This window comes from Pseudomonas sp. NFACC46-3 (assembly GCF_900114515.1).
In the GTDB taxonomy this organism is placed as follows: domain Bacteria; phylum Pseudomonadota; class Gammaproteobacteria; order Pseudomonadales; family Pseudomonadaceae; genus Aquipseudomonas; species Aquipseudomonas fluorescens_Q.
The window spans coordinates 171,851-194,885 of the sequence record NZ_FOTH01000002.1 but is presented as its reverse complement, the minus strand read 5'-3'; the positions used below and the strand labels follow the sequence as shown (position 1 = coordinate 194,885).

Annotated in this window: 25 protein-coding genes; 11 read left to right on the top strand and 14 right to left on the bottom strand. The window is 61.5% G+C overall.

Annotated features, from left to right (window positions below; genetic code table 11):
* Positions 1-300 precede the first annotated feature (300 nt).
* A complete protein-coding gene (icd, locus tag BM300_RS04615) occupies positions 301-1,557 on the top strand; it encodes an NADP-dependent isocitrate dehydrogenase (protein WP_063320485.1) in 1,257 nt (418 codons plus the stop codon).
* A 77-nt stretch (positions 1,558-1,634) separates the two neighbouring features.
* Here icd and BM300_RS04610 read toward each other — a convergent pair whose 3' ends face one another.
* Positions 1,635-1,904 (bottom strand): cold shock domain-containing protein, encoded by a 270-nt coding sequence (locus BM300_RS04610; protein WP_092144484.1) that lies wholly within the window; start codon positions 1,902-1,904, stop codon positions 1,635-1,637.
* A 226-nt stretch (positions 1,905-2,130) separates the two neighbouring features.
* On the opposite strand from BM300_RS04610, the gene clpS reads away from it, so the two are divergent.
* Together clpS and clpA are read left to right on the top strand one after the other, a co-directional pair.
* Complete coding sequence (clpS, locus tag BM300_RS04605) at positions 2,131-2,493, top strand: ATP-dependent Clp protease adapter ClpS (protein WP_003180089.1); 363 nt, start codon at positions 2,131-2,133, stop codon at positions 2,491-2,493.
* Between the two features lie 29 nt (positions 2,494-2,522).
* On the top strand, positions 2,523-4,793 hold the full coding sequence (gene clpA, locus BM300_RS04600) for an ATP-dependent Clp protease ATP-binding subunit ClpA (RefSeq protein ID WP_063320487.1): 2,271 nt from the start codon (positions 2,523-2,525) through the stop codon (positions 4,791-4,793).
* Positions 4,794-5,010: 217 nt separating this feature from the next.
* Here clpA and infA read toward each other — a convergent pair whose 3' ends face one another.
* The 4 genes from infA to trxB form a co-directional block, all read right to left on the bottom strand.
* Positions 5,011-5,229, bottom strand: coding sequence for a translation initiation factor IF-1 (infA, locus tag BM300_RS04595; RefSeq protein ID WP_002553999.1), 219 nt, complete (start codon positions 5,227-5,229; stop codon positions 5,011-5,013).
* A gap of 123 nt (positions 5,230-5,352) precedes the next feature.
* Positions 5,353-6,060: an arginyltransferase gene (locus BM300_RS04590; protein ID WP_063320488.1), complete on the bottom strand. Its 708-nt coding sequence runs from the start codon at positions 6,058-6,060 to the stop codon at positions 5,353-5,355.
* A 57-nt stretch (positions 6,061-6,117) separates the two neighbouring features.
* Entirely contained in the window at positions 6,118-6,798 is a 681-nt protein-coding gene (gene aat, locus BM300_RS04585) for a leucyl/phenylalanyl-tRNA--protein transferase (RefSeq protein ID WP_092144486.1), read from the bottom strand.
* Positions 6,799-6,879: 81 nt separating this feature from the next.
* Positions 6,880-7,839 (bottom strand): thioredoxin-disulfide reductase, encoded by a 960-nt coding sequence (gene trxB / locus BM300_RS04580; RefSeq protein ID WP_063320490.1) that lies wholly within the window; start codon positions 7,837-7,839, stop codon positions 6,880-6,882.
* A 308-nt stretch (positions 7,840-8,147) separates the two neighbouring features.
* On the opposite strand from trxB, the gene BM300_RS04575 reads away from it, so the two are divergent.
* The 6 genes from BM300_RS04575 (at position 8,148) to cysG (ending at position 15,730) form a co-directional block, all read left to right on the top strand.
* Positions 8,148-10,553, top strand: coding sequence for a DNA translocase FtsK (locus BM300_RS04575; protein WP_063320491.1), 2,406 nt, complete (start codon positions 8,148-8,150; stop codon positions 10,551-10,553).
* Positions 10,554-10,610: 57 nt separating this feature from the next.
* Positions 10,611-11,234: an outer membrane lipoprotein periplasmic chaperone LolA gene (gene lolA / locus BM300_RS04570; RefSeq protein ID WP_063320492.1), complete on the top strand. Its 624-nt coding sequence runs from the start codon at positions 10,611-10,613 to the stop codon at positions 11,232-11,234.
* Between the two features lie 108 nt (positions 11,235-11,342).
* Positions 11,343-12,668: a replication-associated recombination protein A gene (locus tag BM300_RS04565; RefSeq protein WP_092144489.1), complete on the top strand. Its 1,326-nt coding sequence runs from the start codon at positions 11,343-11,345 to the stop codon at positions 12,666-12,668.
* A complete protein-coding gene (gene crcB / locus BM300_RS04560) occupies positions 12,665-13,042 on the top strand; it encodes a fluoride efflux transporter CrcB (protein ID WP_063320494.1) in 378 nt (125 codons plus the stop codon). Before BM300_RS04565 ends, crcB begins: the two co-directional genes overlap by 4 nt.
* A 12-nt stretch (positions 13,043-13,054) precedes the next feature.
* Positions 13,055-14,335 carry a serine--tRNA ligase gene (serS, locus tag BM300_RS04555; protein WP_063320495.1) on the top strand — a complete coding sequence of 427 codons (1,281 nt, stop codon included), beginning with the start codon at positions 13,055-13,057 and terminating at the stop codon, positions 14,333-14,335.
* Entirely contained in the window at positions 14,336-15,730 is a 1,395-nt protein-coding gene (cysG, locus tag BM300_RS04550; RefSeq protein ID WP_092462148.1) for a siroheme synthase CysG, read from the top strand.
* A gap of 119 nt (positions 15,731-15,849) precedes the next feature.
* On the opposite strand, the gene BM300_RS04545 is transcribed toward cysG, so the two are convergent.
* The 8 genes from BM300_RS04545 to BM300_RS04510 all read right to left on the bottom strand — a co-directional run bounded on the left by BM300_RS04545 (position 15,850) and on the right by BM300_RS04510 (position 20,129).
* Positions 15,850-16,848 carry a glutathione S-transferase family protein gene (locus BM300_RS04545; RefSeq protein WP_092462146.1) on the bottom strand — a complete coding sequence of 333 codons (999 nt, stop codon included), beginning with the start codon at positions 16,846-16,848 and terminating at the stop codon, positions 15,850-15,852.
* Between the two features lie 88 nt (positions 16,849-16,936).
* Positions 16,937-17,938 carry a glycosyl transferase family protein gene (locus BM300_RS04540; protein ID WP_092144495.1) on the bottom strand — a complete coding sequence of 334 codons (1,002 nt, stop codon included), beginning with the start codon at positions 17,936-17,938 and terminating at the stop codon, positions 16,937-16,939.
* Positions 17,935-18,270, bottom strand: a complete 336-nt coding sequence (locus tag BM300_RS04535; RefSeq protein ID WP_063320499.1) for a TusE/DsrC/DsvC family sulfur relay protein — start codon at positions 18,268-18,270, stop codon at positions 17,935-17,937. Before BM300_RS04535 ends, BM300_RS04540 begins: the two co-directional genes overlap by 4 nt.
* A complete protein-coding gene (tusB, locus tag BM300_RS04530) occupies positions 18,267-18,560 on the bottom strand; it encodes a sulfurtransferase complex subunit TusB (protein ID WP_063320500.1) in 294 nt (97 codons plus the stop codon). Before tusB ends, BM300_RS04535 begins: the two co-directional genes overlap by 4 nt.
* Positions 18,560-18,922, bottom strand: a complete 363-nt coding sequence (tusC, locus tag BM300_RS04525) for a sulfurtransferase complex subunit TusC (protein ID WP_072339595.1) — start codon at positions 18,920-18,922, stop codon at positions 18,560-18,562. The genes tusB and tusC overlap by 1 nt, the downstream gene beginning before the upstream one ends.
* Positions 18,922-19,314, bottom strand: coding sequence for a sulfurtransferase complex subunit TusD (gene tusD / locus BM300_RS04520; RefSeq protein WP_092144722.1), 393 nt, complete (start codon positions 19,312-19,314; stop codon positions 18,922-18,924). Before tusD ends, tusC begins: the two co-directional genes overlap by 1 nt.
* A gap of 222 nt (positions 19,315-19,536) precedes the next feature.
* A complete protein-coding gene (locus BM300_RS04515; RefSeq protein ID WP_092144499.1) occupies positions 19,537-19,866 on the bottom strand; it encodes a DUF6388 family protein in 330 nt (109 codons plus the stop codon).
* A gap of 2 nt (positions 19,867-19,868) precedes the next feature.
* Entirely contained in the window at positions 19,869-20,129 is a 261-nt protein-coding gene (locus BM300_RS04510) for a hypothetical protein (protein ID WP_092222705.1), read from the bottom strand.
* 144 nt (positions 20,130-20,273) lie between these two features.
* On the opposite strand from BM300_RS04510, the gene BM300_RS04505 reads away from it, so the two are divergent.
* Positions 20,274-20,624, top strand: a complete 351-nt coding sequence (locus tag BM300_RS04505) for a hypothetical protein (RefSeq protein WP_013693699.1) — start codon at positions 20,274-20,276, stop codon at positions 20,622-20,624.
* Positions 20,625-20,704: 80 nt separating this feature from the next.
* Here the strand turns inward: BM300_RS04505 and BM300_RS04500 are convergent, their stop codons facing one another.
* The gene (locus BM300_RS04500) at positions 20,705-21,136 is read right to left on the bottom strand and encodes a GNAT family N-acetyltransferase (RefSeq protein WP_092462144.1); all 432 of its coding nucleotides are present in this window, start codon (positions 21,134-21,136) and stop codon (positions 20,705-20,707) included.
* A gap of 165 nt (positions 21,137-21,301) precedes the next feature.
* On the opposite strand from BM300_RS04500, the gene ggt reads away from it, so the two are divergent.
* Entirely contained in the window at positions 21,302-23,029 is a 1,728-nt protein-coding gene (gene ggt, locus BM300_RS04495) for a gamma-glutamyltransferase (RefSeq protein WP_092346166.1), read from the top strand.
* Positions 23,030-23,035: the final 6 nt, after the last annotated feature.

Genomic DNA, 23,035 nt, shown 5'->3' with positions numbered 1-23,035 from the left:
AAGTCCTGTGATAGAGCGCTCAGCCAGCGTGACCCTGTGGTCAGCGGCGGCATTATACATAGGTAGCTGGCAATCTGCCGATGGTTCATAGACTTCCGTACACGTCCATTGGTCTAAACGTCGCAGTACCCAAGGAGCGGGCTATGCTCATGTTTGGCGCTTTTCCCTTGGTTTTCAGGGTTGTACACCGCGAACTGCAACGCTTTACCCCGGATGAGCCTAACGTAGGGTTTGCGTGCCGATTCAAGTGGGGTACGCTCGAACGCAGCCAGATGTTCAATCCAAGCAATGGAGTTCAGCATGGGGTATCAAAAGATTCAGGTTCCAGCCGTCGGTGACAAAATCACCGTCAATGCAGACCATTCTCTTAATGTTCCCGACAACCCGATCATCCCCTTCATCGAAGGCGACGGCATTGGCGTCGATATCAGTCCGGTCATGATCAAGGTTGTGGACGCTGCGGTTCAGAAGGCCTATGGCGGCAAGCGCAAGATTTCCTGGATGGAAGTCTATGCCGGTGAGAAAGCGACTCAAGTCTACGACCAGGACACCTGGCTGCCCCAGGAAACCCTGGACGCGGTCAAGGATTACGTGGTTTCCATCAAGGGTCCGCTGACCACGCCGGTGGGTGGTGGTATCCGTTCGCTGAACGTGGCCCTGCGCCAGCAGCTCGACCTGTACGTGTGCCTGCGTCCGGTGCGCTGGTTCGAAGGCGTGCCAAGCCCTGTCAAGAAGCCTGGCGACGTGGACATGACGATCTTCCGCGAGAACTCCGAGGACATCTACGCTGGCATCGAGTGGAAGGCCGGTTCGGCCGAAGCGACCAAGGTCATCAAGTTCCTGAAAGAAGAAATGGGTGTGACCAAGATCCGTTTCGACGAGGACTGCGGCATCGGCGTCAAGCCGGTTTCCAAGCAGGGCACCAAGCGCCTGGCCCGCAAGGCCTTGCAGTATGTTGTCGACAATGACCGCGACTCGCTGACCATCGTGCATAAAGGCAACATCATGAAGTTCACCGAAGGTGCCTTCAAGGAATGGGCCTACGAAGTGGCGGCCGAGGAGTTTGGCGCGACCTTGCTCGACGGCGGACCGTGGATGCAGTTCAAGAATCCGAAGACCGGCAAGAATGTCATCGTCAAGGACGCCATCGCCGATGCGATGTTGCAGCAGATCCTGCTGCGTCCGGCCGAATATGACGTGATCGCCACTCTGAACCTGAACGGTGACTACCTGTCCGACGCCCTGGCGGCGGAAGTGGGCGGTATCGGTATTGCGCCGGGCGCCAACCTGTCCGACACCGTGGCCATGTTCGAAGCCACCCACGGTACCGCGCCCAAGTATGCCGGAAAGGACCAGGTCAACCCGGGGTCGTTGATCCTGTCGGCGGAAATGATGCTGCGCCACATGGGTTGGACCGAAGCGGCCGACCTGATCATCAAGGGCACTAACGGCGCGATTTCGGCCAAGACCGTGACCTATGACTTCGAACGTCTGATGGAGGGCGCCAAGCTGGTGTCGTCCTCGGGCTTCGGCGATGCCCTGATCTCGCACATGTAAGCGGATCGGCGCTCAGCGCGAATGCCCGGCTCGAGTGATCGAGCCGGGCATTTTCATTTGTCCGGTGCAGCGACCGGTCAATGGGTCTCGGTGACCCTGACCTGGACAGGGGCGGGCTTTTCTTCGGCGGTGACAACCTTGATGTTGACCGCGTGCAGGCCCTTGGGTCCCTGGATGACGTCGAACGTCACAGGCTGTCCGGCCTTCAGGGTTTTATAGCCTTCCATGTTGATGGCCGAGTAATGGGCGAAAAGGTCTTCATCATCCCTGCCGGCCGCGATAATGAAACCGTAGCCCTTGGCATTGTTGAACCATTTCACCTTGCCATTCATCTTGACGACCGACATAACCCATTTCCCTCTGCAACGCACTCCATCACTGGAGTATCATCCAGTCCATCCGCAGGCTAATCTTGAAGTAAGGATAGATTCCACGGACCTTTTTAACCCACGATGGGCTCTATTGGTTGTAACACCGTTTTGCCGATAGTCAAGGTGGCCGGGTGGTCGTGGTTGAAATCGCCCACAAGCGCCCCCATCACTGTATTCGCCAACTAAACGAACCTTTCTTTCCATGCATGCAGTCAGCCAGATTCGACTAACATTCAATCAGGATCGCCCGGATCTACACGACGACGATTCCGCAGGCATTGCTGTTCAGGAGGCAAAGCCTGCATTACAGGCGCCACCGATGTACAAGGTGGTTTTGTTCAACGATGACTACACACCGATGGATTTCGTCGTCGAAGTGCTCGAGGTGTTTTTTAACCTGAATCGCGAGCTGGCGACCAAGGTCATGCTGGCCGTCCATACAGAGGGACGGGCAGTATGTGGAGTGTTTACCCGCGACATCGCCGAGACGAAGGCCATGCAGGTCAACCAATACGCCCGGGAAAGCCAGCATCCGCTACTCTGTGAAATCGAGAAGGACGGTTAACGCCGACCACTTGGGTATGAGGTGAAGCTATGTTAAACCGCGAGCTCGAAGTCACCCTCAATCTTGCCTTCAAGGAGGCTCGTTCGAAGCGTCATGAATTCATGACCGTCGAACACCTGCTGCTGGCCCTATTGGATAACGAGGCTGCCGCCACCGTTTTGCGTGCCTGCGGCGCGAACCTCGATAAACTCAAGCATGATCTGCAGGAGTTCATCGACTCCACCACGCCACTGATCCCCGTTCATGACGAGGATCGCGAAACCCAGCCAACCCTGGGCTTCCAGCGTGTCCTGCAGCGTGCTGTCTTCCATGTACAGAGCTCGGGCAAGCGTGAAGTCACCGGCGCCAACGTGCTGGTTGCCATCTTCAGCGAGCAGGAAAGCCAGGCGGTGTTCCTGCTCAAGCAGCAGAGCGTTGCGCGTATCGATGTCGTCAACTACATCGCCCATGGCATCTCCAAGGTGCCGGGGCATGGCGATCATTCCGAGGGTGAGCAGGATATGCAGGACGACGAGGGCGGTGAGTCTTCTTCTTCAGGCAACCCATTGGATGCCTATGCCAGCAACCTGAACGAACTGGCGCGCCAGGGGCGCATTGACCCGCTGGTCGGGCGCGAAGCGGAAGTCGAGCGTGTTGCCCAGATCCTGGCTCGGCGTCGCAAGAACAACCCATTGCTGGTGGGTGAGGCGGGCGTGGGCAAGACCGCCATCGCCGAAGGCCTGGCCAAGCGCATCGTTGACGACCAGGTGCCGGACCTGCTGGCCAACAGCGTGGTGTATTCCCTCGACCTGGGTGCCTTGCTGGCCGGTACCAAGTACCGCGGTGACTTCGAGAAACGCTTCAAGGCGTTGCTCGGCGAGTTGAAAAAACGTCCGCAAGCGATCCTGTTTATCGACGAAATCCACACCATTATTGGTGCCGGGGCGGCGTCGGGTGGGGTCATGGATGCGTCGAACCTGCTCAAGCCATTGCTGTCGTCGGGTGATATTCGTTGCATCGGCTCGACCACGTTCCAGGAATTTCGCGGGATCTTCGAGAAAGACCGGGCCCTGGCCCGGCGTTTCCAGAAGGTCGATGTGTCGGAGCCTTCGGTGGAGGACACCATTGGTATCCTGCGCGGCCTGAAAGGGCGTTTCGAGCTGCACCACAACATCGAATACAGCGATGAAGCCCTGCGCGCGGCGGCTGAGCTGGCCTCGCGTTACATCAACGACCGGCACATGCCGGACAAGGCCATCGACGTCATCGACGAGGCGGGTGCCTACCAGCGCCTGCAACCGTTGGAGAAGCGCGTCAAGCGCATCGAAGTGCCTCAGGTCGAGGATATCGTGGCGAAAATCGCGCGTATTCCGCCTAAGCACGTCACCAGTTCCGACAAGGAGTTGCTGCGTAACCTGGAGCGTGACCTGAAGCTGACGGTGTTCGGCCAGGATGCGGCCATCGACTCGCTGTCGACCGCCATCAAGCTGTCCCGCGCCGGTCTCAAATCGCCGGACAAGCCCGTGGGTTCGTTCCTGTTCGCCGGTCCTACCGGCGTCGGCAAGACCGAGGCCGCGCGGCAACTGGCCAAGGCAATGGGTATCGAGCTGGTTCGCTTCGACATGTCCGAGTACATGGAGCGCCACACCGTATCGCGTCTTATCGGTGCGCCTCCAGGCTATGTCGGTTTCGACCAGGGCGGCCTGCTGACCGAAGCCATCACCAAGCAGCCACACTGCGTATTGTTGCTCGACGAAATCGAGAAGGCGCATCCGGAAGTCTTCAACCTGCTCCTGCAGGTCATGGACCACGGCACGCTGACCGATAACAACGGGCGCAAGGCGGACTTCCGCAACGTGATCATCATCATGACCACGAACGCCGGTGCCGAAACTGCGGCTCGCGCTTCGATCGGTTTCACCCATCAGGACCACTCGTCCGATGCGATGGAAGTGATCAAGAAGAGCTTCACGCCTGAATTCCGCAACCGCCTGGATACCATTATCCAGTTTGGTCGCCTCAGCCATGAAGTCATCAAGAGCGTGGTGGACAAGTTCCTTACCGAACTTCAGGCGCAACTCGAAGACAAGCGTGTCTTGTTGGAAGTCACCGATGCGGCCCGCAGTTGGCTGGCAGAAGGTGGTTACGATGTGACGATGGGCGCGCGGCCGATGGCTCGCTTGATCCAGGACAAGATCAAGCGTCCGCTGGCCGAGGAAATCCTCTTTGGCGAACTGGCCGAGCATGGCGGTGTGGTGCACATCGACATCAAGGACGGCGAACTGACCTTCGACTTCGAAACCACGGCCGAAATGGCCTGATCGACCCGCAACAAAGCAAAAGGCGCTGAAAGGCGCCTTTTTGCTGTGTATGGGATCGTTCCCACGCTCCGCGTGGGAATGCCTCAACGGACGCTCCGCGTTCGGCTTTTGGGACGCAGAGCGTCCCTGGCTGCATTCCCACGCAGAGCGTGGGAATGATCCGCGTTGCGCACAAACAAAAACGCCCGGCATCAGCCGGGCGTTTTGTATTGACTTGTTAGCGAGCGCGGTAAGTGATGCGCCCTTTGCTCAAGTCATAGGGCGTCAGCTCGACGCGCACTTTGTCACCGGTAAGAATACGAATGTAGTTCTTGCGCATCTTGCCGGAGATATGCGCGGTTACGACGTGCCCATTTTCCAACTCCACACGAAACATGGTGTTGGGCAGGGTGTCGACGACAGTGCCTTCCATTTCGAAGCTGTCTTCTTTCGACATGCAGTAAAGCCCTCGGTATCCAGTGAATGGCCCGGTGCAACTGCGCCAGGCAAAAGCGGCGTGCATTGTGCCCGAAAAAGGGGGGGCAAGCCAAGGGGTTCTAGCTTTATAAGCCGAAGGGGTTTAACTCAGGACAACCCACCGCTGGTTAATCAGCAGTTCAATGGGGCGATATTGGGTCTTGTAGTTCATTTTCTTGCAGTTCTTGATCCAGTAGCCCAGGTACACCGCTTCCAGGCCCAGGCGCCGGGCTTCGTTGATTTGCCAGAGGATGGCAAATCGTCCCAGGCTGCGCCGTTCTTCGTCCGGCTCGTAGAAGGTGTACACCGCCGAAAGTCCATTGGGCAGCAGGTCCGTGACGGCGATGGCGACCAGGCGCCCGTCCAGTCGGAACTCGTAGAAGCGGGAAAACGGCAGGTCACGCACCAGGAAGGTCGAGAACTGATCCCGACTGGGTGGGTACATGTCGCCATCGGCATGGCGTTGTTCGATGTAGCGCTGGTACAGGTCGAAATATTCTTCGGTGAACTGCGGCTTGGCCGGGCGGACCTGAAGATCGGCGTTGCGCTTGAAAATGCGTTTCTGCTGACGGTTGGGCAAAAATTGCGTCACAGGGATGCGCGCCGGGACGCAGGCGTTGCAATGCTGGCAATGGGGCCGGTAGAGGTGGTCGCCGCTACGACGAAAGCCCATTTCCGACAGGTCTGCGTAGACATGCACATCCATGGGCTGGCTGGGGTCGAGGAACAGCGTCGTGGCCTGCTCCTCCGGCAGATAACTGCAAGAGTGGGGCTGAGTGGCATAGAACTTCAAGCGCGCCAACTCGGTCATGATCAACCCTCGGATAAGCTTTTAGATTTAAGTGTAAGCCACGCGCGCGAATGTCGCTCAGCAAACCCAGGTTGCGTGGTTGGGTTGATCCAGATGGGCCTTGAGATAGCCAGCAAACTCAGTCCGTGGAATCGAGCGGGCGCCCAGGCTGTGCAGATGCTCGGTGGGCATCTGGCAGTCGATCAGCACGAAACCGGCGGCCTTGAGGTGTTGGACCAGCCTCGCGAAGCCGAATTTCGACGCATTGTCGGCTCGGCTGAACATCGACTCGCCAAAAAACAGCTGGCCCATGGCCAAGCCATACAGGCCGCCCACCAGCGCCCCTTGGTCCCACACTTCCACCGAATGGGCGAAACCGCGTCGGTGCAGTTCCAGATAGGCGGTTTGCATGGCGTCGGTGATCCAGGTGCCCTCGGCATAGTCCCGCGGCGCCGCGCAGGCCTGGATGACTGCGGCAAAATCCCGATCGAACGTCACTTCATAGCGCTGCTTGCGCAGCAGTTTGCCCAGGCTGCGGGAGATGTGCAGTTCGTCGGGAAACAGCACCGTGCGCGGATCTGGCGACCACCAGAGGATCGGCTGCCCCTCGGAAAACCATGGGAAGCAACCATGGCGATACGCTTGGACCAACCTGTCGGCGGATAGGTCGCCACCGGCGGCCAATAACCCGTTGGGGTCGCGCATGGCTTTTGCCAGGGGCGGGAACTCGAAGCTGTTGCGTTGTAACCAGGTCAGCATTGGTATCCGGCTTAGTAGAAGGGGAGGGCGGCTGGTGGCGGGCTTCGCCCATCCGCGAGCGCCCGCCTGGAAGGTTAACCGTCAAACGGCAGGGATGTCATCGAGATACTTCTCAGCGTCGAGTGCGGCCATGCAGCCGGCACCGGCGGAGGTAATTGCCTGGCGATAGACGTGGTCGGCCACATCGCCGGCGGCGAACACGCCCTCGATATCGGTTGCGGTGGCGTTGCCTTCGCTGCCGCCGCGTACGAACAGGTAGCCGTCACGCATCTTCAACTGGCCCTGGAATAGCTCGGTATTGGGTTTATGGCCGATAGCAATGAATACGCCGGCCAGGGGCAAGGTGCTGGTTTCGCCGGTCTCGCTGTGGCGCAGGCGCGCGCCAGTCACGCCGCTGGCGTCGCCCAGGACTTCATCCAGGTTCTGGTTCCAATGCAGCTTGATATTGCCGCTGGCGGCCTTTTCGAAGAGTTTGTCCTGCAGGATCTTCTCTGAACGCAGCTTGTCGCGACGGTGGATCAGGTGCACTTCCCTGGCGATGTTCGACAGGTACAAGGCTTCCTCGACCGCCGTGTTACCGCCGCCGACCACGGCCACCACCTGGTTTCGATAGAAAAAGCCATCGCAGGTTGCACAGGCTGAAACGCCTTTGCCGGCGAAGGTCTCTTCCGAGGGCAGGCCCAGGTATTGCGCGGAAGCGCCGGTGGCAATGATCAGCGCATCGCAGGTGTAGGTGCCGCTGTCGCCGATAAGCTCGAAGGGGCGCTGTTGCAACTTGGCGGTGTGAATATGGTCGTAGACGATCTGCGTGTCGAAGCGCTCGGCGTGCCGTTGCATGCGTTCCATCAGTACCGGGCCCGTCAGGCCTTCGACGTCGCCGGGCCAGTTGTCGACTTCCACCGTGGTGGTGAGCTGGCCACCGGCCTGCAGGCCGGTAATGACAACGGGTTTGAGGTTGGCGCGGGCAGCATAGACGGCAGCGCTGTACCCCGCAGGGCCCGAACCGAGAATGATCAGGCGTGAATGCTTCACTTCGCTCATAAAAAACACCTCATAAGCCTTTGTCACAAAAGAGAATGCATGGTCCAATTGGCGCGTGTATACCCTGTATTCGGCTATGCTGTCAGGCAATGCCTTGGCGCGGACAAAACCGTACAATGCTTGAGTTTTGAACGCAGGATGGGCTAAAGATCAAAATCTTCGGCAACGCCTGCGGTTTTCTGGATGCACCCCACAGTGGTAAAAGTAGTACCGGTTGTGCACATTCACTTTTTTACCTGCTCGTCGTGGGCAGTTTTTTATAGTCATTCAACAGATGGACGCGCCGTTGGCGCAGGAAAAGAAGCGTTTTGAAGAAATCCACCGCAGCACCCAAACCAGTCGTTCCGCTCTGGCGCCAGCAACTGCACTACCGGCTCAAGGAAGGTGCGTTGATCGCCATCGGCGCCCTGTGCCTGTTCCTGATGATGGCCCTGCTGACCTACGGCAAGGACGATCCGGGCTGGAGCCATAACAGCAAGATCGACGACGTGCAGAATTTCGGCGGTCCGGCCGGTTCCTACAGCGCCGATATCCTGTTCATGGTGCTGGGCTATTTCGCCTACATCTTCCCGTTGCTGCTGGCGATCAAGGCCTACCAGATCTTCCGCCAGCGCCACGAGCCGTGGCAGTGGAGCGGCTGGCTGTTCTCCTGGCGGCTGATCGGCCTGGTGTTCCTGGTGTTGTCGGGGGCCGCACTGGCCCATATCCATTTCCACGCGCCCACCGGCTTGCCGGCCGGGGCGGGCGGGGCGCTGGGGGAAAGCCTCGGCGACCTGGCCAGGAACGCCCTGAACATCCAGGGCAGTACGCTGCTGTTCATCGCCCTGTTCCTGTTCGGCCTGACGGTGTTCACCGACCTGTCGTGGTTCAAGGTCATGGACGTCACCGGCAAGATCACCCTCGACCTGATCGAGCTGATCCAGGGCGCCATGAACCGCTGGTGGGCGGCGCGCACCGAGCGCAAGCAACTGGTGGCGCAACTGCGTGAAGTCGACGACCGCGTCCACGACGTGGTAGCCCCGACGACGCCGGACAAACGCGAGCAGGCCAAGGTCAAGGAGCGCCTGATCGAGCGTGAGCAGGCGTTGAGCAAGCACATGTCCGAGCGCGAGAAACAGGTGCCGCCGGTCATCACCATGGCCCCGGCCAAGCCGCCCGAGCAAAGCAAGCGTGTCCAGAAGGAGAAGCAGGCGCCGCTGTTCGTCGACAGCGCGGTGGAAGGCACCTTGCCGCCGATCTCGATCCTGGACCCGGCCGAGAAGAAACAACTCAACTATTCCCCCGAATCCCTGGCGGCCGTCGGTCATTTGCTGGAGATCAAGCTCAAGGAGTTCGGCGTCGAGGTCTCGGTGGACTCGATCCACCCGGGGCCGGTCATCACCCGCTACGAAATCCAGCCGGCCGCCGGCGTGAAGGTCAGCCGCATCGCCAACCTCGCGAAGGACCTGGCGCGTTCCCTGGCCGTGACCAGCGTGCGGGTGGTGGAAGTGATTCCCGGCAAGACCACCGTGGGTATCGAGATTCCCAACGAAGACCGGCAGATCGTGCGCTTCTCTGAAGTGTTGTCGACGCCTGAGTACGACAACCACAAGTCGCCGGTCACCCTGGCCCTGGGTCACGACATCGGCGGCAAGCCGGTCATCACCGACCTGGCGAAAATGCCCCACCTGCTGGTAGCCGGTACCACCGGTTCCGGTAAGTCGGTGGGTGTGAACGCGATGATCCTGTCGATTCTGTTCAAATCCGGCCCCGAAGACGCCAAGCTGATCATGATCGACCCGAAAATGCTCGAGCTGTCCATCTATGAGGGCATCCCGCACTTGCTGTGCCCGGTGGTCACCGACATGAAGGACGCCGCCAACGCGCTGCGCTGGAGCGTCGCCGAGATGGAGCGCCGCTACAAGCTGATGGCGAAGATGGGCGTGCGCAACCTGTCGGGCTTCAACGCCAAGGTCAAGGAAGCCGAAGAGGCCGGCACGCCGTTGAGCGACCCGCTGTATCACCGCGAAAATATTCACGACGAAGCGCCATTGCTGCACAAGCTGCCGACCATCGTGGTGGTGGTGGACGAATTCGCCGACATGATGATGATCGTCGGCAAGAAGGTCGAAGAGCTGATCGCCCGTATTGCCCAGAAGGCCCGTGCGGCCGGTATCCACTTGATTCTCGCCACCCAGCGGCCGTCGGTGGACGTGATCACCGGCTTGATCAAGGCCAACATCCCGACTCGCATGGCGTTCCAGGTGTCGAGCAAGATCGACTCACGGACCATCATCGACCAGGGCGGCGCCGAGCAGTTGCTTGGTCACGGTGACATGCTCTACATGCCGCCGGGCACCAGCCTGCCGATTCGCGTGCATGGCGCGTTCGTCTCCGACGACGAAGTGCACCGCGTGGTGGAGGCCTGGAAACTGCGCGGTGCTCCTGAATACAACGACGACATTCTCAACGGTGTCGAAGAAGCCGGCAGCGGTTTCGAGGGCAGCAGTGGCGGCGGTGACGACGATGCTGAAACCGATGCGCTCTATGACGAAGCGGTGCAGTTCGTCCTGGAGAGCCGCCGGGCCTCGATTTCTGCCGTTCAGCGCAAGCTGAAGATTGGCTACAACCGCGCCGCCCGCATGATCGAAGCCATGGAAATGGCCGGGGTGGTGACGGCCATGAACACCAACGGCTCGCGCGAAGTACTGGCGCCGGGCCCGATGCGCGACTAATGACCCGGGCGGCCTGCTGACACGCCGCTCGCCCCCCACGACTTCATGAGGACTCCCATGCGCCTGATTCGCATGTTGCTGTTGCCCGTACTGGCCCTGACCACCTTGTCGGCCCACGCCGGCGAAAAGGATGTGGCCCGCCTGACCCAATTGCTGGGGGGCTCCCAGACCCTGACGGCACGTTTCTCCCAGTTGACCCTCGATGGCAGTGGTACCCAATTGCAGGAAACCGCCGGCGACATGGCCCTGCAGCGTCCAGGCCTGTTCTACTGGCACACCGATGCGCCAGCCGAACAACTGATGGTCTCCGATGGCAAGAAAGTCTCCCTGTGGGACCCGGACCTGGAACAGGTGACCATCAAGACCCTCGACCAGCGCCTGACCCAGACGCCGGCGTTGCTGCTCTCCGGCGACATCTCCGAGATCAGCCAGAGCTTCGAGATCACCTCCAAGGAGGCCGGGGGCGTGATTGACTTCACCCTCAAGCCCAAGACCAAGGACAGTCTGTTCGACAGCCTGCGCCTGTCGTTCCGTAACGGCCTGGTCAACGATATGCAACTGATCGACAGTGTCGGCCAGCGCACCAACATCCTGTTCACCGGGGTCAAGGCCAACGAGCCGATCGCCGCGTCCAAGTTCAAGTTCGACATCCCCAAGGGTGCCGATGTAATCCAGGAATAAACACTGGCCCCCTGTTGGAAATGGCCTGTGGGAAAAGGTCTGTGGGGGCCGATCTGCTCCGGCAGAGAGGATTGGCAACAGGACCCAGCGGAGGTTGTGTAAGTAGTGATGGACCTGTTTCGAAGCGCCCCGATTGCCCAGCCCTTGGCCGCCCGCCTGCGTGCGACCAACCTGGATGAGTACGTCGGCCAGGAACATGTGCTCGCCCGCGGCAAGCCTCTGCGCGAGGCCTTGGAGCAGGGTGCGTTGCACTCGATGATCTTCTGGGGCCCGCCGGGCGTGGGCAAGACCACCCTGGCGCGACTGCTGGCGGAAGTCTCGGATGCCCACTTCGAAACGGTGTCGGCGGTACTGGCCGGGGTCAAGGAAATCCGCCAGGCGGTGGAAGTGGCCAAGCAGCAGGCCGGGCAATACGGCAAGCGCACCATCCTGTTCGTCGACGAAGTCCACCGCTTCAACAAGTCTCAACAGGACGCGTTCCTGCCCTACGTCGAAGACGGCACGCTGATTTTCATCGGTGCGACCACCGAAAACCCTTCGTTCGAACTCAACAATGCCTTGCTGTCCCGGGCGCGGGTCTATGTGCTCAAGAGCCTCGACGAGGTGGCGATGCGCAAGCTGGTGCATCGGGCGCTGACCGAGGAGCGCGGCCTGGGCAAGCGGCATTTGAGCCTCAGCGATGAAGGCTTCCAGATCCTGTTTTCAGCCGCCGATGGCGATGGCCGACGCTTGCTCAACCTGCTGGAAAACGCCTCGGACCTGGCCGAAGACGACAGCGAGATTGGCGTCGAGCTGCTGCAAAGCCTGCTGGGCGATACCCGGCGTCGCTTCGACAAGGGCGGCGAGGCGTTCTACGACCAGATTTCGGCGCTGCACAAATCCATCCGTGGTTCCAACCCCGATGCGGCCTTGTACTGGTTTGCGCGCATGATCGACGGCGGCTGCGATCCGCTGTACCTGGCGCGGCGCGTGGTGCGCATGGCCAGCGAAGACATCGGCAATGCCGACCCGCGGGCCCTGAGCCTGTGCCTGGCAGCCTGGGATGTGCAGGAGCGCCTCGGCAGCCCGGAAGGCGAGCTCGCCGTGGCCCAGGCCATTACCTACCTGGCCTGCGCGCCGAAAAGCAACGCCGTCTACATGGGCTTCAAGGCCGCGATGCGCAGCGCTACCGAGCACGGCTCCCTCGAGGTGCCGCTGCACCTGCGCAACGCGCCGACCAAGCTCATGAAGCAGTTGGGCTACGGCGAAGAATACCGTTACGCCCACGATGAGCCGGACGCCTATGCTGCCGGTGAAGACTATTTTCCCGACGAATTCGAACCCCAGCGGTTCTACCAGCCGGTGCCCCGGGGCCTGGAGCTGAAGATCGGCGAGAAGCTCAACCACTTGGCCCAACTGGACCGCTTGAGTCCACGGCAGCGGAGAAAACCTTGATTCCCTTGATCCTTGCAGTCTCCGCTGGCGGTGTTGCCGGCACCTTGGCACGGTTCGCCACCAGCAATTGGGTCAGCGCAAATTGGCCGCGGCACTTCTATACCGCGACGCTGGCCGTTAATATCGTGGGCTGTCTGCTGATCGGCGTCCTGTACGGCCTGTTTTTGATTCGCCCGGAAGTGCCTGTCGAAGTGCGTGCCGGGCTCATCGTCGGCTTCCTTGGCGGCCTGACGACCTTTTCATCCTTTTCACTGGATACGGTGCGCCTGCTGGAAAGCGGGCAGGTGCCGCTGGCCCTGGGCTACGCGGCCATCAGCGTATTCGGCGGGCTGCTCGCCACCTGGGCCGGCCTGTCCCTGACCAAACTTATCTAACGAGAGACCGACATGCTCGATTCCAAACTGTTACGTAGCAACCTTCAGGACGTAGCGGACCGCCTGGCATCCCGTGGCTTTGCCCTGGACGTCGCGCGCATCGAAGCGCTGGAAGAACAGCGCAAGACCGTCCAGACCCGCACCGAAGCCCTGCAGGCTGAACGTAACGCGCGCTCCAAATCCATCGGTCAGGCCAAGCAACGCGGTGAAGACATCGCGCCGCTGATGGCCGATGTCGAGCGCATGGCGGGCGAGTTGAGTGCCGGCAAGGTCGAACTGGACGCAATCCAGACCGAGCTGGATTCGATCCTGCTGGGCATCCCCAACCTGCCTCATGAGTCGGTGCCGGTCGGGGAAGACGAAGACGGCAACGTCGAAGTGCGCCGTTGGGGCACGCCGACAACCTTCGATTTCCCGGTGCAGGACCACGTGGCCCTGGGCGAGAAATTCGGCTGGCTGGACTTCGAAACCGCCGCCAAGCTGTCGGGCGCCCGTTTTGCCTTGCTGCGTGGGCCGATTGCCCGTCTGCACCGGGCCCTGGCGCAGTTCATGATCAACCTGCACGTCACCGAGCACGGCTACGAAGAAGCCTACACGCCGTACCTGGTCCAGGCCCCGGCCCTGCAAGGCACTGGCCAGTTGCCGAAATTCGAGGAAGACCTGTTCAAGATCAGCCGCGAAGGCGAGGCCGACCTGTACCTGATCCCGACCGCCGAAGTGTCGCTGACCAACATCGTGGCCGGCGAAATCGTCGACGCCAAGCAACTGCCGATCAAGTTCGTCGCCCACACGCCATGCTTCCGCAGTGAAGCCGGGGCGTCGGGCCGTGATACCCGCGGCATGATCCGCCAGCACCAGTTCGACAAGGTCGAGATGGTCCAGATTGTCGAACCGTCGAAATCCATGGAAGCGCTGGAAAGCCTGACCGCCAACGCCGAGAAGGTCCTGCAACTGTTGGAACTGCCGTATCGCACCCTGGCCCTGTGCACCGGTGACATGGGCTTCAGTGCGGTCAAGACCTACGACCTGGAAGTCTGGATCCCGAGCCAGGACAAGTACCGCGAGATTTCTTCGTGCTCCAACTGCGGTGACTTCCAGGCCCGCCGCATGCAGGCGCGTTTCCGCAATCCGGAAACCGGCAAGCCGGAACTGGTCCATACCCTCAATGGCTCCGGCCTGGCGGTGGGTCGTACCCTGGTGGCGGTGCTGGAAAACTACCAGCAGGCCGACGGTTCGATCCGTGTGCCTGAAGTGTTGAAGCCCTACATGGGCGGCATCGAGGTCATCGGCTAAATGGACTATTTGCCACTGTTCCACAACCTGCGCGGCAGCCGCGTGCTGGTGGTCGGCGGCGGCGAGATTGCCTTGCGCAAGTCTCGCTTGCTGGCCGATGCCGGTGCGCTGCTACGGGTAGTCGCACCCGAGATCGAGCCGCAGTTGCGGGAGCTGGTCAGTGGCAGCGGCGGTGAATGCATCCTGCGTGGTTACGTCGAAGCGGATCTGGACGGCTGCGGCCTGATCATCGCCGCAACCGACGACGAACCGCTCAATGCCCAGGTCTCGGCAGACGCTCATAAGCGTTGCGTGCCGGTCAACGTGGTGGACGCGCCGGCGCTGTGCAGTGTGATCTTCCCGGCGATTGTCGACCGTTCACCCTTGGTGATCGCGGTGTCCAGTGGCGGCGATGCGCCGGTGCTGGCGCGGTTGATCCGGGCCAAGCTGGAAACCTGGATTCCGTCGACCTACGGGCAGTTGGCTGGGTTGGCGGCGCGTTTTCGCAGCCAGGTCAAAGGCTTGTTTCCCGATGTGCAGCAACGACGGGCGTTCTGGGAAGACGTGTTCCAGGGCCCTATCGCCGACCGGCAACTGGCCGGGCAGGGCGCGGAAGCCGAGCGTCTACTGCGGGAAAAGATCGATGGCCAGGCGCCGAACGCGCCGGGCGAAGTTTATCTGGTGGGCGCCGGGCCGGGTGATCCGGACCTGCTGACCTTCCGCGCCTTGCGCCTGATGCAGCAGGCCGACGTGGTGCTGTACGACCGCCTGGTGGCGCCGGCGATCCTGGAACTGTGCCGGCGCGACGCCGAGCGCATCTACGTCGGCAAGCGCCGTTCCGAACACGCCGTGCCCCAGGACCAGATCAACCAGCAATTGGTCGACCTGGCCCGCCAGGGCAAGCGCGTGGTGCGGTTGAAGGGGGGCGATCCGTTCATCTTCGGGCGCGGCGGCGAAGAGATCGAAGAACTGGCAGCCCATGGCATTCCGTTCCAGGTCGTCCCGGGCATCACCGCGGCCAGTGGTTGCGCGGCCTACGCCGGGATCCCGCTGACCCATCGCGACTATGCCCAATCGGTGCGTTTCATCACCGGCCATCTCAAGGATGGCACCAGCGACTTGCCGTGGGCGGACCTGGTTTCGCCTGCCCAGACCCTAGTGTTCTACATGGGCTTGGTGGGGCTGCCAGTGATCTGCGACGAGCTGATCAAGCATGGCCGTGCGGCGGATACGCCAGCGGCACTGATCCAGCAGGGCACGACGTCCAACCAGCGGGTCTTTACCGGCACTTTGGCGGACTTGCCACGGCTGGTGGCCGAGCACGAAGTTCATGCGCCGACCCTGGTGATCGTCGGGGAAGTGGTGCAACTGCGCGAGAAACTGGCGTGGTTCGAAGGGGCTCAGGGGCAGGTCTGAAGCCGTGTAGTTGATCGTTCCCACTCCCGTGGGAACGCCGCCCGGGACGCTCCGCGTTCCGCCTTGGAGTGACGCAGAGCGTCACCGGATGCATTCCCACGCGGAGCGTGGGAACGATCTTAATCGCGCTGCCAAATCCCTTTCCCACTCAACCTTCCCCGATCATGGGCAACCCTGAAATCCTGCTTCGGCCCCTTGGGCACGATTCCATTGGGGTTGATGGTCTTGTGGCTGCCATAGTAATGGCCCTGGATATGCGTGAAATCCACGGTCTCGGCAATGCCCGGCCATTGGTACAGCTCTCGTAGCCAGTTCGACAGGTTCGGATAATCGGCGATGCGCCGCAGGTTGCATTTGAAGTGGCCGAAGTACACCGCGTCGAAGCGGATCATCGTGGTGAACAGGCGGATGTCGGCCTCGGTCAGGTATTCGCCAGCCAGGTAGCGGCGGGTTTCCAGTAACGCTTCCAGCCAATCCAGTTCGGCGAATAGCCGGTCGAAGGCTTCTTCATACGCGGCTTGGGTCGTGGCGAACCCGGCGCGATACACCCCATTGTTCACCGCCGGATAAATCCGCTCGTTCAACGCGTCGATCTCGCCGCGCAGGTGTTCGGGATAGAGGTCCAGGCCGTTGCCGGTCAAGCCGTCGAAGGCGCTGTTGAACATGCGGATGATTTCCGCCGATTCGTTGTTGACGATGCGCTGTTGGCGTTTGTCCCACAGCGCTGGCACGGTGACGCGGCCGGTGTAGTCGGCGGTGTCGGCGGTGTAGCGCTGGTGTAGGAAGCTCAGGTTGTCGATTTTGTCGCCAGTGGAGCCGTGGGCCTTGTCGAAGGTCCAGCCGTTTTCCAGCATCAGGTAGCTGACCACCGAGACATCGATCAGCGCCTCCAGGCCCTTGAGCTTGCGCACGATCAGCGTGCGGTGGGCCCAGGGGCAAGCCAGGGAGACATACAAATGGTAGCGCCCGGCCTCGGCGGCAAAGCCGTTCTCGCCCGAGGGGCCAGCGCTGCCGTCGGCGGTGACCCAATGACGGCGCTGCGCCTGTTCGCGCTGGAAGGTGCCGTCCTTGCTTTCATACCACTGGTCCTGCCAGCGGCCCTTGACCAACAAACCCATCTGGATGTCCTCGCTCAATAATCATTGGAGACGAGTCTATTCCCATAGGTTCGAACTAAAAGCGCAAAGGTTGGGCGTTAATGATCGGTTAAATCGAACGATCCCGAGCATCCCAATACCGCCGGGCTTTATCGAACGCTTCTTCGCGAGCCAGGCCCAGGCCACGCAAGGCCAGGGCCATGGTGGCGATGAGCGCCAGTTGCGGGTAGCTGTCTTCGACGTCACCGCGCCAGATCGCTTTCAAGTGCTCGGGATCGAGGTTTTCCGGTTTGACGTGGCGCTGCTCGGCCAGTCGCGGCCATTCTTCATCCCAACTGACGCCGCCGGTGGTGCCGTACAGGTGGCTGTCAGCGTCCGGGTTGATTTCGATCTCGCCGCCGTCGCCCTTGATCACGATGGCGGTATCACCGAGCAAACCGCTGGCGTCGCGATGCACGGCTTGGTAGCCCGGGTGGAAAATGCTTTGCAAGCCGCAACGGGCGGCCAGAGGGTTGAGGATGCGTGCCAATGAGTGGATCGGCGAGCGCAGGCCCAGGGTGTTGCGCAGGTCGATCATCCGCTGCATCTGCGGCGCCCAGTCCACCAGCGGCATGAAGGCCAGGCCGCCGTTGTCCAGCGCACTGCCGACCTGTTGCCAGTCACGGCATAGCGGGATCTGCAAAAACGCCAACAGTTGTTCGGTGTAGAGCCGGCCCGCCGTATGAGCGCCGCCGCCGTGCATGAAGATCCGCACGCCGTTCTGCCCAAGGCACTTGGCCGCCAGCAGGTACCACGGCAAATGGCGCTTCTTGCCGGCGTAGGTCGGCCAGTCGAGGTCCACCGCCAACGCCGGGACCACCAGGCGTTCACGCAGGGCCTCGGTGAAACCGGCCATCTCCTCGGCACTTTCTTCCTTGTGCCGCAGCAACATCAGGAAGGCGCCAAGCTGGGTATCCTCGACCTTTTCGTCGAGCACCAGGCCCATGGCTTCGCGGGCTTCTTCGCGGGTCAGGTTGCGGGCGCCGCGCTTGCCTTTGCCCAGGATGCGCACGAACTGGGCGAACGGGTGTTCGGCCGGGGTCTCAAGGGTCAGCGATGGAAAGTCGGTCATAAGCAATTCGTCGGTTTGGGCAGGCCCGCCAGCTTGGCGGCGAGTTTGGCGGGAGTGCCTTTGAACAATCGGTTCAGGTGCAGGCTGTTGCCTTTGTCCGCGCCCAGTTTCAGTGCCGTGTACTTGATCAGCGGCCGGGTCGCGGGGGAGAGCTGGAATTCGTTATAGAAGCCGCGCAGCAGTTCGAGGATCTCCCAGTGTTCGGGGCCCAGCTCGATGTCTTCGGCAGTGGCCAGGGCCGTGGCGACCTCGGCCGACCAGTCGTCAAGGTCGGCCAGGTAGCCGTCCTTGTCCAGCGCGATGGTGCGGTCGCCCACGTTCAGCGTCTTCATAGCCAGGTGTTGACCTTGTCGTGCTCGATCGACAGCTCGACGAAACCCGAGTAGTTGATGGCTTCGGCCCAGTCTGGCGTGTCCAGGGCGCGGGCCTGGAGGTCTTCGGCGAGCACGAACAGGTTCACGCCAGCGGCCTGCAGCACTGCAAACGGTGGGCTGCCCGGTTGCAACGCGTACGTCGCGTCGCCGCACAGCAGCAGCGCATCCTGATTGCCCAGTACCCGCAGGCAACTGGCGAGGCGGTTATCGCCGAAGGGCGAATGAGACAACACGTGCAAAGTCGACATCAGAGGGTGATCACCTGGTCGTAACGGTCAATGAGCGCGGCGATTTGCGGCGCGGTCAGTGCTTTCATGTCGGCCAGCGCCAGGGTGTCGAGGGCGACACCGCGTTCGGCGGCGCTGTCGGCACAGACAAACAGGTCGTCGACGCCAAACATCGGCAATGCCTGCAAGTTCGCGCTCAGGTCCTTTTGCTGGACGGCCTTGGCGTTTTGGCCGCTTGTCAGTTGGAATACCCCGTCATCGAGAAACAGCAGGCCGATGGGCAGGTCGAAGGCGCCGCCGGCCAGGACGATGTCCAGCGCTTCACGGGCGCCGGGGCCGGACCAGGGGGCCTGGCGGCTGATCAACAACAAAGACTTGGCCATCACGCGCCTCCAAAGCAGATCAAACGGTCGGCGCCCTGGATCGCATCGTGCAACTGGCCCAGCCCGGACAAGGTCCAGGGTGCCTCGACGCTAACCGCCGAGCGCTGGTAGCGCTGGGCCTCTTCCTCGTTCAACACCCCACGGCGCAACGCCGCCGCGATGCAGACCACACCGTCGAGCTGGTTGTCGCTGACAAAGGTTCGCCACTGCTGGGGCAGGTCCTGTTCGTCCTGGGGCGTGACGACACTGGCGCAGGCGTTATAGACGCCGTCCTGATAGAAAAACAGCCGCACGATCTCATGCCCGCCCGCCAGCGCAGCCTGGGCAAACAGCAAGGCACGGCGCGAGGAGGGCGCATGGGCGGCGGAAAACAGCGCAATGGCGAACTTCATGACAGACCCGATCAGCAAAACTGCGGCCATGATAAAGCTTTATTGGCGGTGGGGCGATTGCCAGAAAACGGTGAGACCGTGTGGCGAGGGAGCTTGCTCCCGCTGGGGTGCGCAGCGGCCCCAACTCATCCGCTGTGGTTTGGCTGACACACCGCGTTGGGAGGTTTTGGGGGCGCTACGCACCCCAGCGGGAGCAAGCTCCCTCGCCACAGGGGGGCAGTGCTAGACCTGAAGTCCGTGCAACTCGCAATACTCCGCCCATTCCATCCCTGCCATCTCCGCCACTTCCTTGTGCACTTCCAGGCGCTGGGCTTGGTAGTCCTGGGGCGAGGTGGCGGTCAGTTGCAGGGTCAGTTCCCAGGCAAACAGGCCCAGGCGCTCGGCCTCGGCTTCGAAGGCTTCATGCAAGCGCTCGGCGCGGTACTGCGCGGCGGTCTCGCCCTTGGCCTGGGCCAGCAGCGGGTTGAGGTGGTCCAGTTCGTGGCGCAGTTCGGGGCGCTCATCGAGAAACTTTGCCAGGGCCCGTTCGTGTTGCTGTTCGGTTGCCGCCATGGTCACTCCTTGGGGGATGCAGACTGCTTCTTGCTGGCCTTGGCCGCAGCCGCCAGGCATTCGAGGGCGAACTGTTCGGTGTAGGTCATCTGGATCGGCGTGGTTTCGCCCTTGACGGTCCGTTCGCCGTCGAGGATGTAGCGAACCCGCTTGTCGGTGACGCCGATGCGCTTGGCGATCCAGGACGGTGTCTGGCCGATCTGGCTGATCAGTTTGTCGGCGTATTCGGCAGTGGGTTTGTAGAATTCGGCGTTGGGAGTCATGGGGCGTGTTCCGTTGTGGCTGGTGGCAATGGCGCGACAGGGTGCGCGAATCGCAGGCCGATGTCCCGTGTAAATTTCAGTAAAGCAGCACGAAGGCCCGGGCCGCAGTGCTACAGTCCGTTTTTTTCTTGATGAGTGAACGCAATGCGAATGTTGACCGTGGCCCTGGCCGCGACCTTGCTGGCCGGCTGCGCGGGTTCTGCGATGAACGAGGCCCGGACCCAGGCCCCTTACAAGACCCTGACCTCGGACAAACCCGAACAGGTCGTGGCCCAGTGCGTGCAGTTCTCCTGGCAGGACGAAGCAGTGTTCGGTGTCGATGCTGGCGCCTACCTGCAACCGGGCAAGAAGGGGGGCTCGACGGTCTACACCCGCTCCGCTGAATCGTTTGTCGATTTGCACGCCGGTGCGACGGGCACCGAGTTGAGTTATTACGCCAAGCATGACGACTTCGTGGCCAAGCGCCGGTTGGCGGCGTTGGCGACGTGTCTTTGAACAGATAGATCGATCGCGAGCAGGCTCGCCCCCACGGGTTTGAGGCTTAACTGATCGGCATTACCCACAGGGACTGGTTTTTAGTCAGAGGGCGTCAGGCGCTTCTGGAAGAAGAAGTGCTGGTGACCTGGCGGGTAGTCGTCGATCTGGCCTATTTCCGTGAAGCCGTGCCTGCGGTAGAACTCCGGCGCCTGGAAGTCGAAGGTGTCCAGCCAGATGCCCACGCAGTTTTTCTCCCGGGCCAGTGCTTCGGCCATCTGCATCAGGGTCGAGCCGGTGCCCTGGCCCCGGGCCTGTTCCGGCACCACCAGCAGCTCGATATACAGCCAGTGGAAAAACACTCGGCCATAGAGCCCCCCGACGATTTCGTCGTGTTCATCGCGCACCAGCCAGGCCACCAGTTCAGGCACCGTCCCGCCGGTCTTGGCCGTGTTATAGGCGCGCAGCGGAGCGAGGATGGCTTGGCGTTCTTCGTCGGTGGGCGCGTCCGTGCGTTCGATTCGTAGCGTCATCGGCAATGTCCTTATTCAGTCAAGATTAACCGCAGGAGCCTATCTCAAAGGGTGCCGTGGCGTCACCCGGTCGGCTTGGAAAACAGGCGCATTACGCAAACCGGGCCATACTAGCTAGTTGCTTGATGCGATCGCCGACTGTTTAAAACAAGAAGAGGCCGAATCATGAAGTTCGAATCCTTAGCCCGAACCCTCATTGCCATATCCCTGACCCTCAGCTGTTTGTATGCCCAGGCCGCCTCCCAGGCACCGGTGGCCGCCGAGAACGGCATGGTGGTCACCGCCCAGCACCTGGCGACCCACGTGGGTGTCGACGTGCTCAAGAACGGCGGCAATGCCGTGGATGCGGCGGTGGCGGTGGGGTATGCCTTGGCGGTGGTGTATCCGGCGGCGGGCAATCTGGGCGGGGGTGGGTTCATGACCCTTCAAATGGCCGATGGCCGCAAGACGTTCCTGGATTTCCGCGAAAAAGCGCCCCTGGCCGCCACTGCCAACATGTATCTGGACAAGGACGGCAACGTCATCCCCGACCTCAGTACCCGCGGACACCTGGCCGTGGGCGTGCCCGGCACCGTCTCCGGCATGGAGTTGGCGTTGAAGAAGTACGGCAGTAAACCTCGGGCGGAGCTGATCGCCCCGGCCATCAAGTTCGCCGAGGAAGGCTTCGCCCTGGAGCAGGGAGATGTCGATCTGCTGGAAACAGCCACCGATGTGTTCAAGAAGGACATGCGCGACTCCGGGGCGATCTTCCTGCACAACGGCGAGCCCATGCAGGTCGGCCAGAAGCTGGTGCAAAAGGATCTCGCCAAGACCCTGCGGGAAATCTCCGCCAAGGGTGCCGACGGCTTCTACAAGGGCTGGGTCGCCGATGCGCTGGTCACCTCCAGCCAGGCCAACAAAGGCATCATCACCCAGGCCGACCTGGACAAGTACAAGACCCGCGAGCTGGCCCCGGTGGAGTGCGACTACCGCGGCTACCACATCATCTCGGCGCCGCCGCCCAGTTCCGGCGGGGTGGTGCTGTGCCAGATCATGAACATCCTCGACGGTTATCCGATGAAGGACCTGGGGTTCCATTCGGCCCAGGGCATGCACTATCAGATCGAAGCCATGCGCCACGCCTACGTGGACCGCAACAGTTACCTGGGTGACCCGGACTTCGTGAAGAACCCCATCGACCATCTGCTGGATAAAAACTACGCCGCCAAGCTGCGGGCCGCGATCGAACCGCAAAAGGCCGGCGACTCGCAGAAGATCAAGCCCGGCGTGGCGCCCCATGAGGGCAGCAACACCACCCATTACTCCATTGTCGACAAGTGGGGCAACGCCGTCTCGGTCACCTACACCCTGAACGACTGGTTCGGTGCCGGTGTCATGGCGAGCAAGACCGGGGTGATCCTCAACGATGAAATGGACGATTTCACCGCCAAGGTCGGCGTGCCCAACATGTACGGCCTGGTGCAGGGCGAAGCCAACGCCATCGCGCCGGGCAAGGCGCCGCTGTCATCCATGAGCCCGACCATTGTCACCAAGGACGGCAAGACGGTCATGGTGGTGGGCACCCCGGGCGGTAGCCGGATCATCACCGCGACGTTGCTGACTATCCTCAATGTGATCGACTACGGCATGAACCTCCAGGAGGCGGTCGACGCGCCGCGTTTCCACCAGCAGTGGATGCCGGAGGAAACCAACCTGGAGGCGTTCGCGGCCAGCCCCGATACCCGGAAGCTGCTGGAGAGCTGGGGGCACAAGTTTGCCGGCCCGCAGGACCCCAACCACATCGCCGCGATCCTGGTCGGCGCGCCGTCATTGGGTGGCAAGCCGGTGGGCAAGAACCGCTTCTATGGCGCCAACGACCCCCGTCGCAACACTGGGTTGTCGCTGGGGTATTGAGTCATC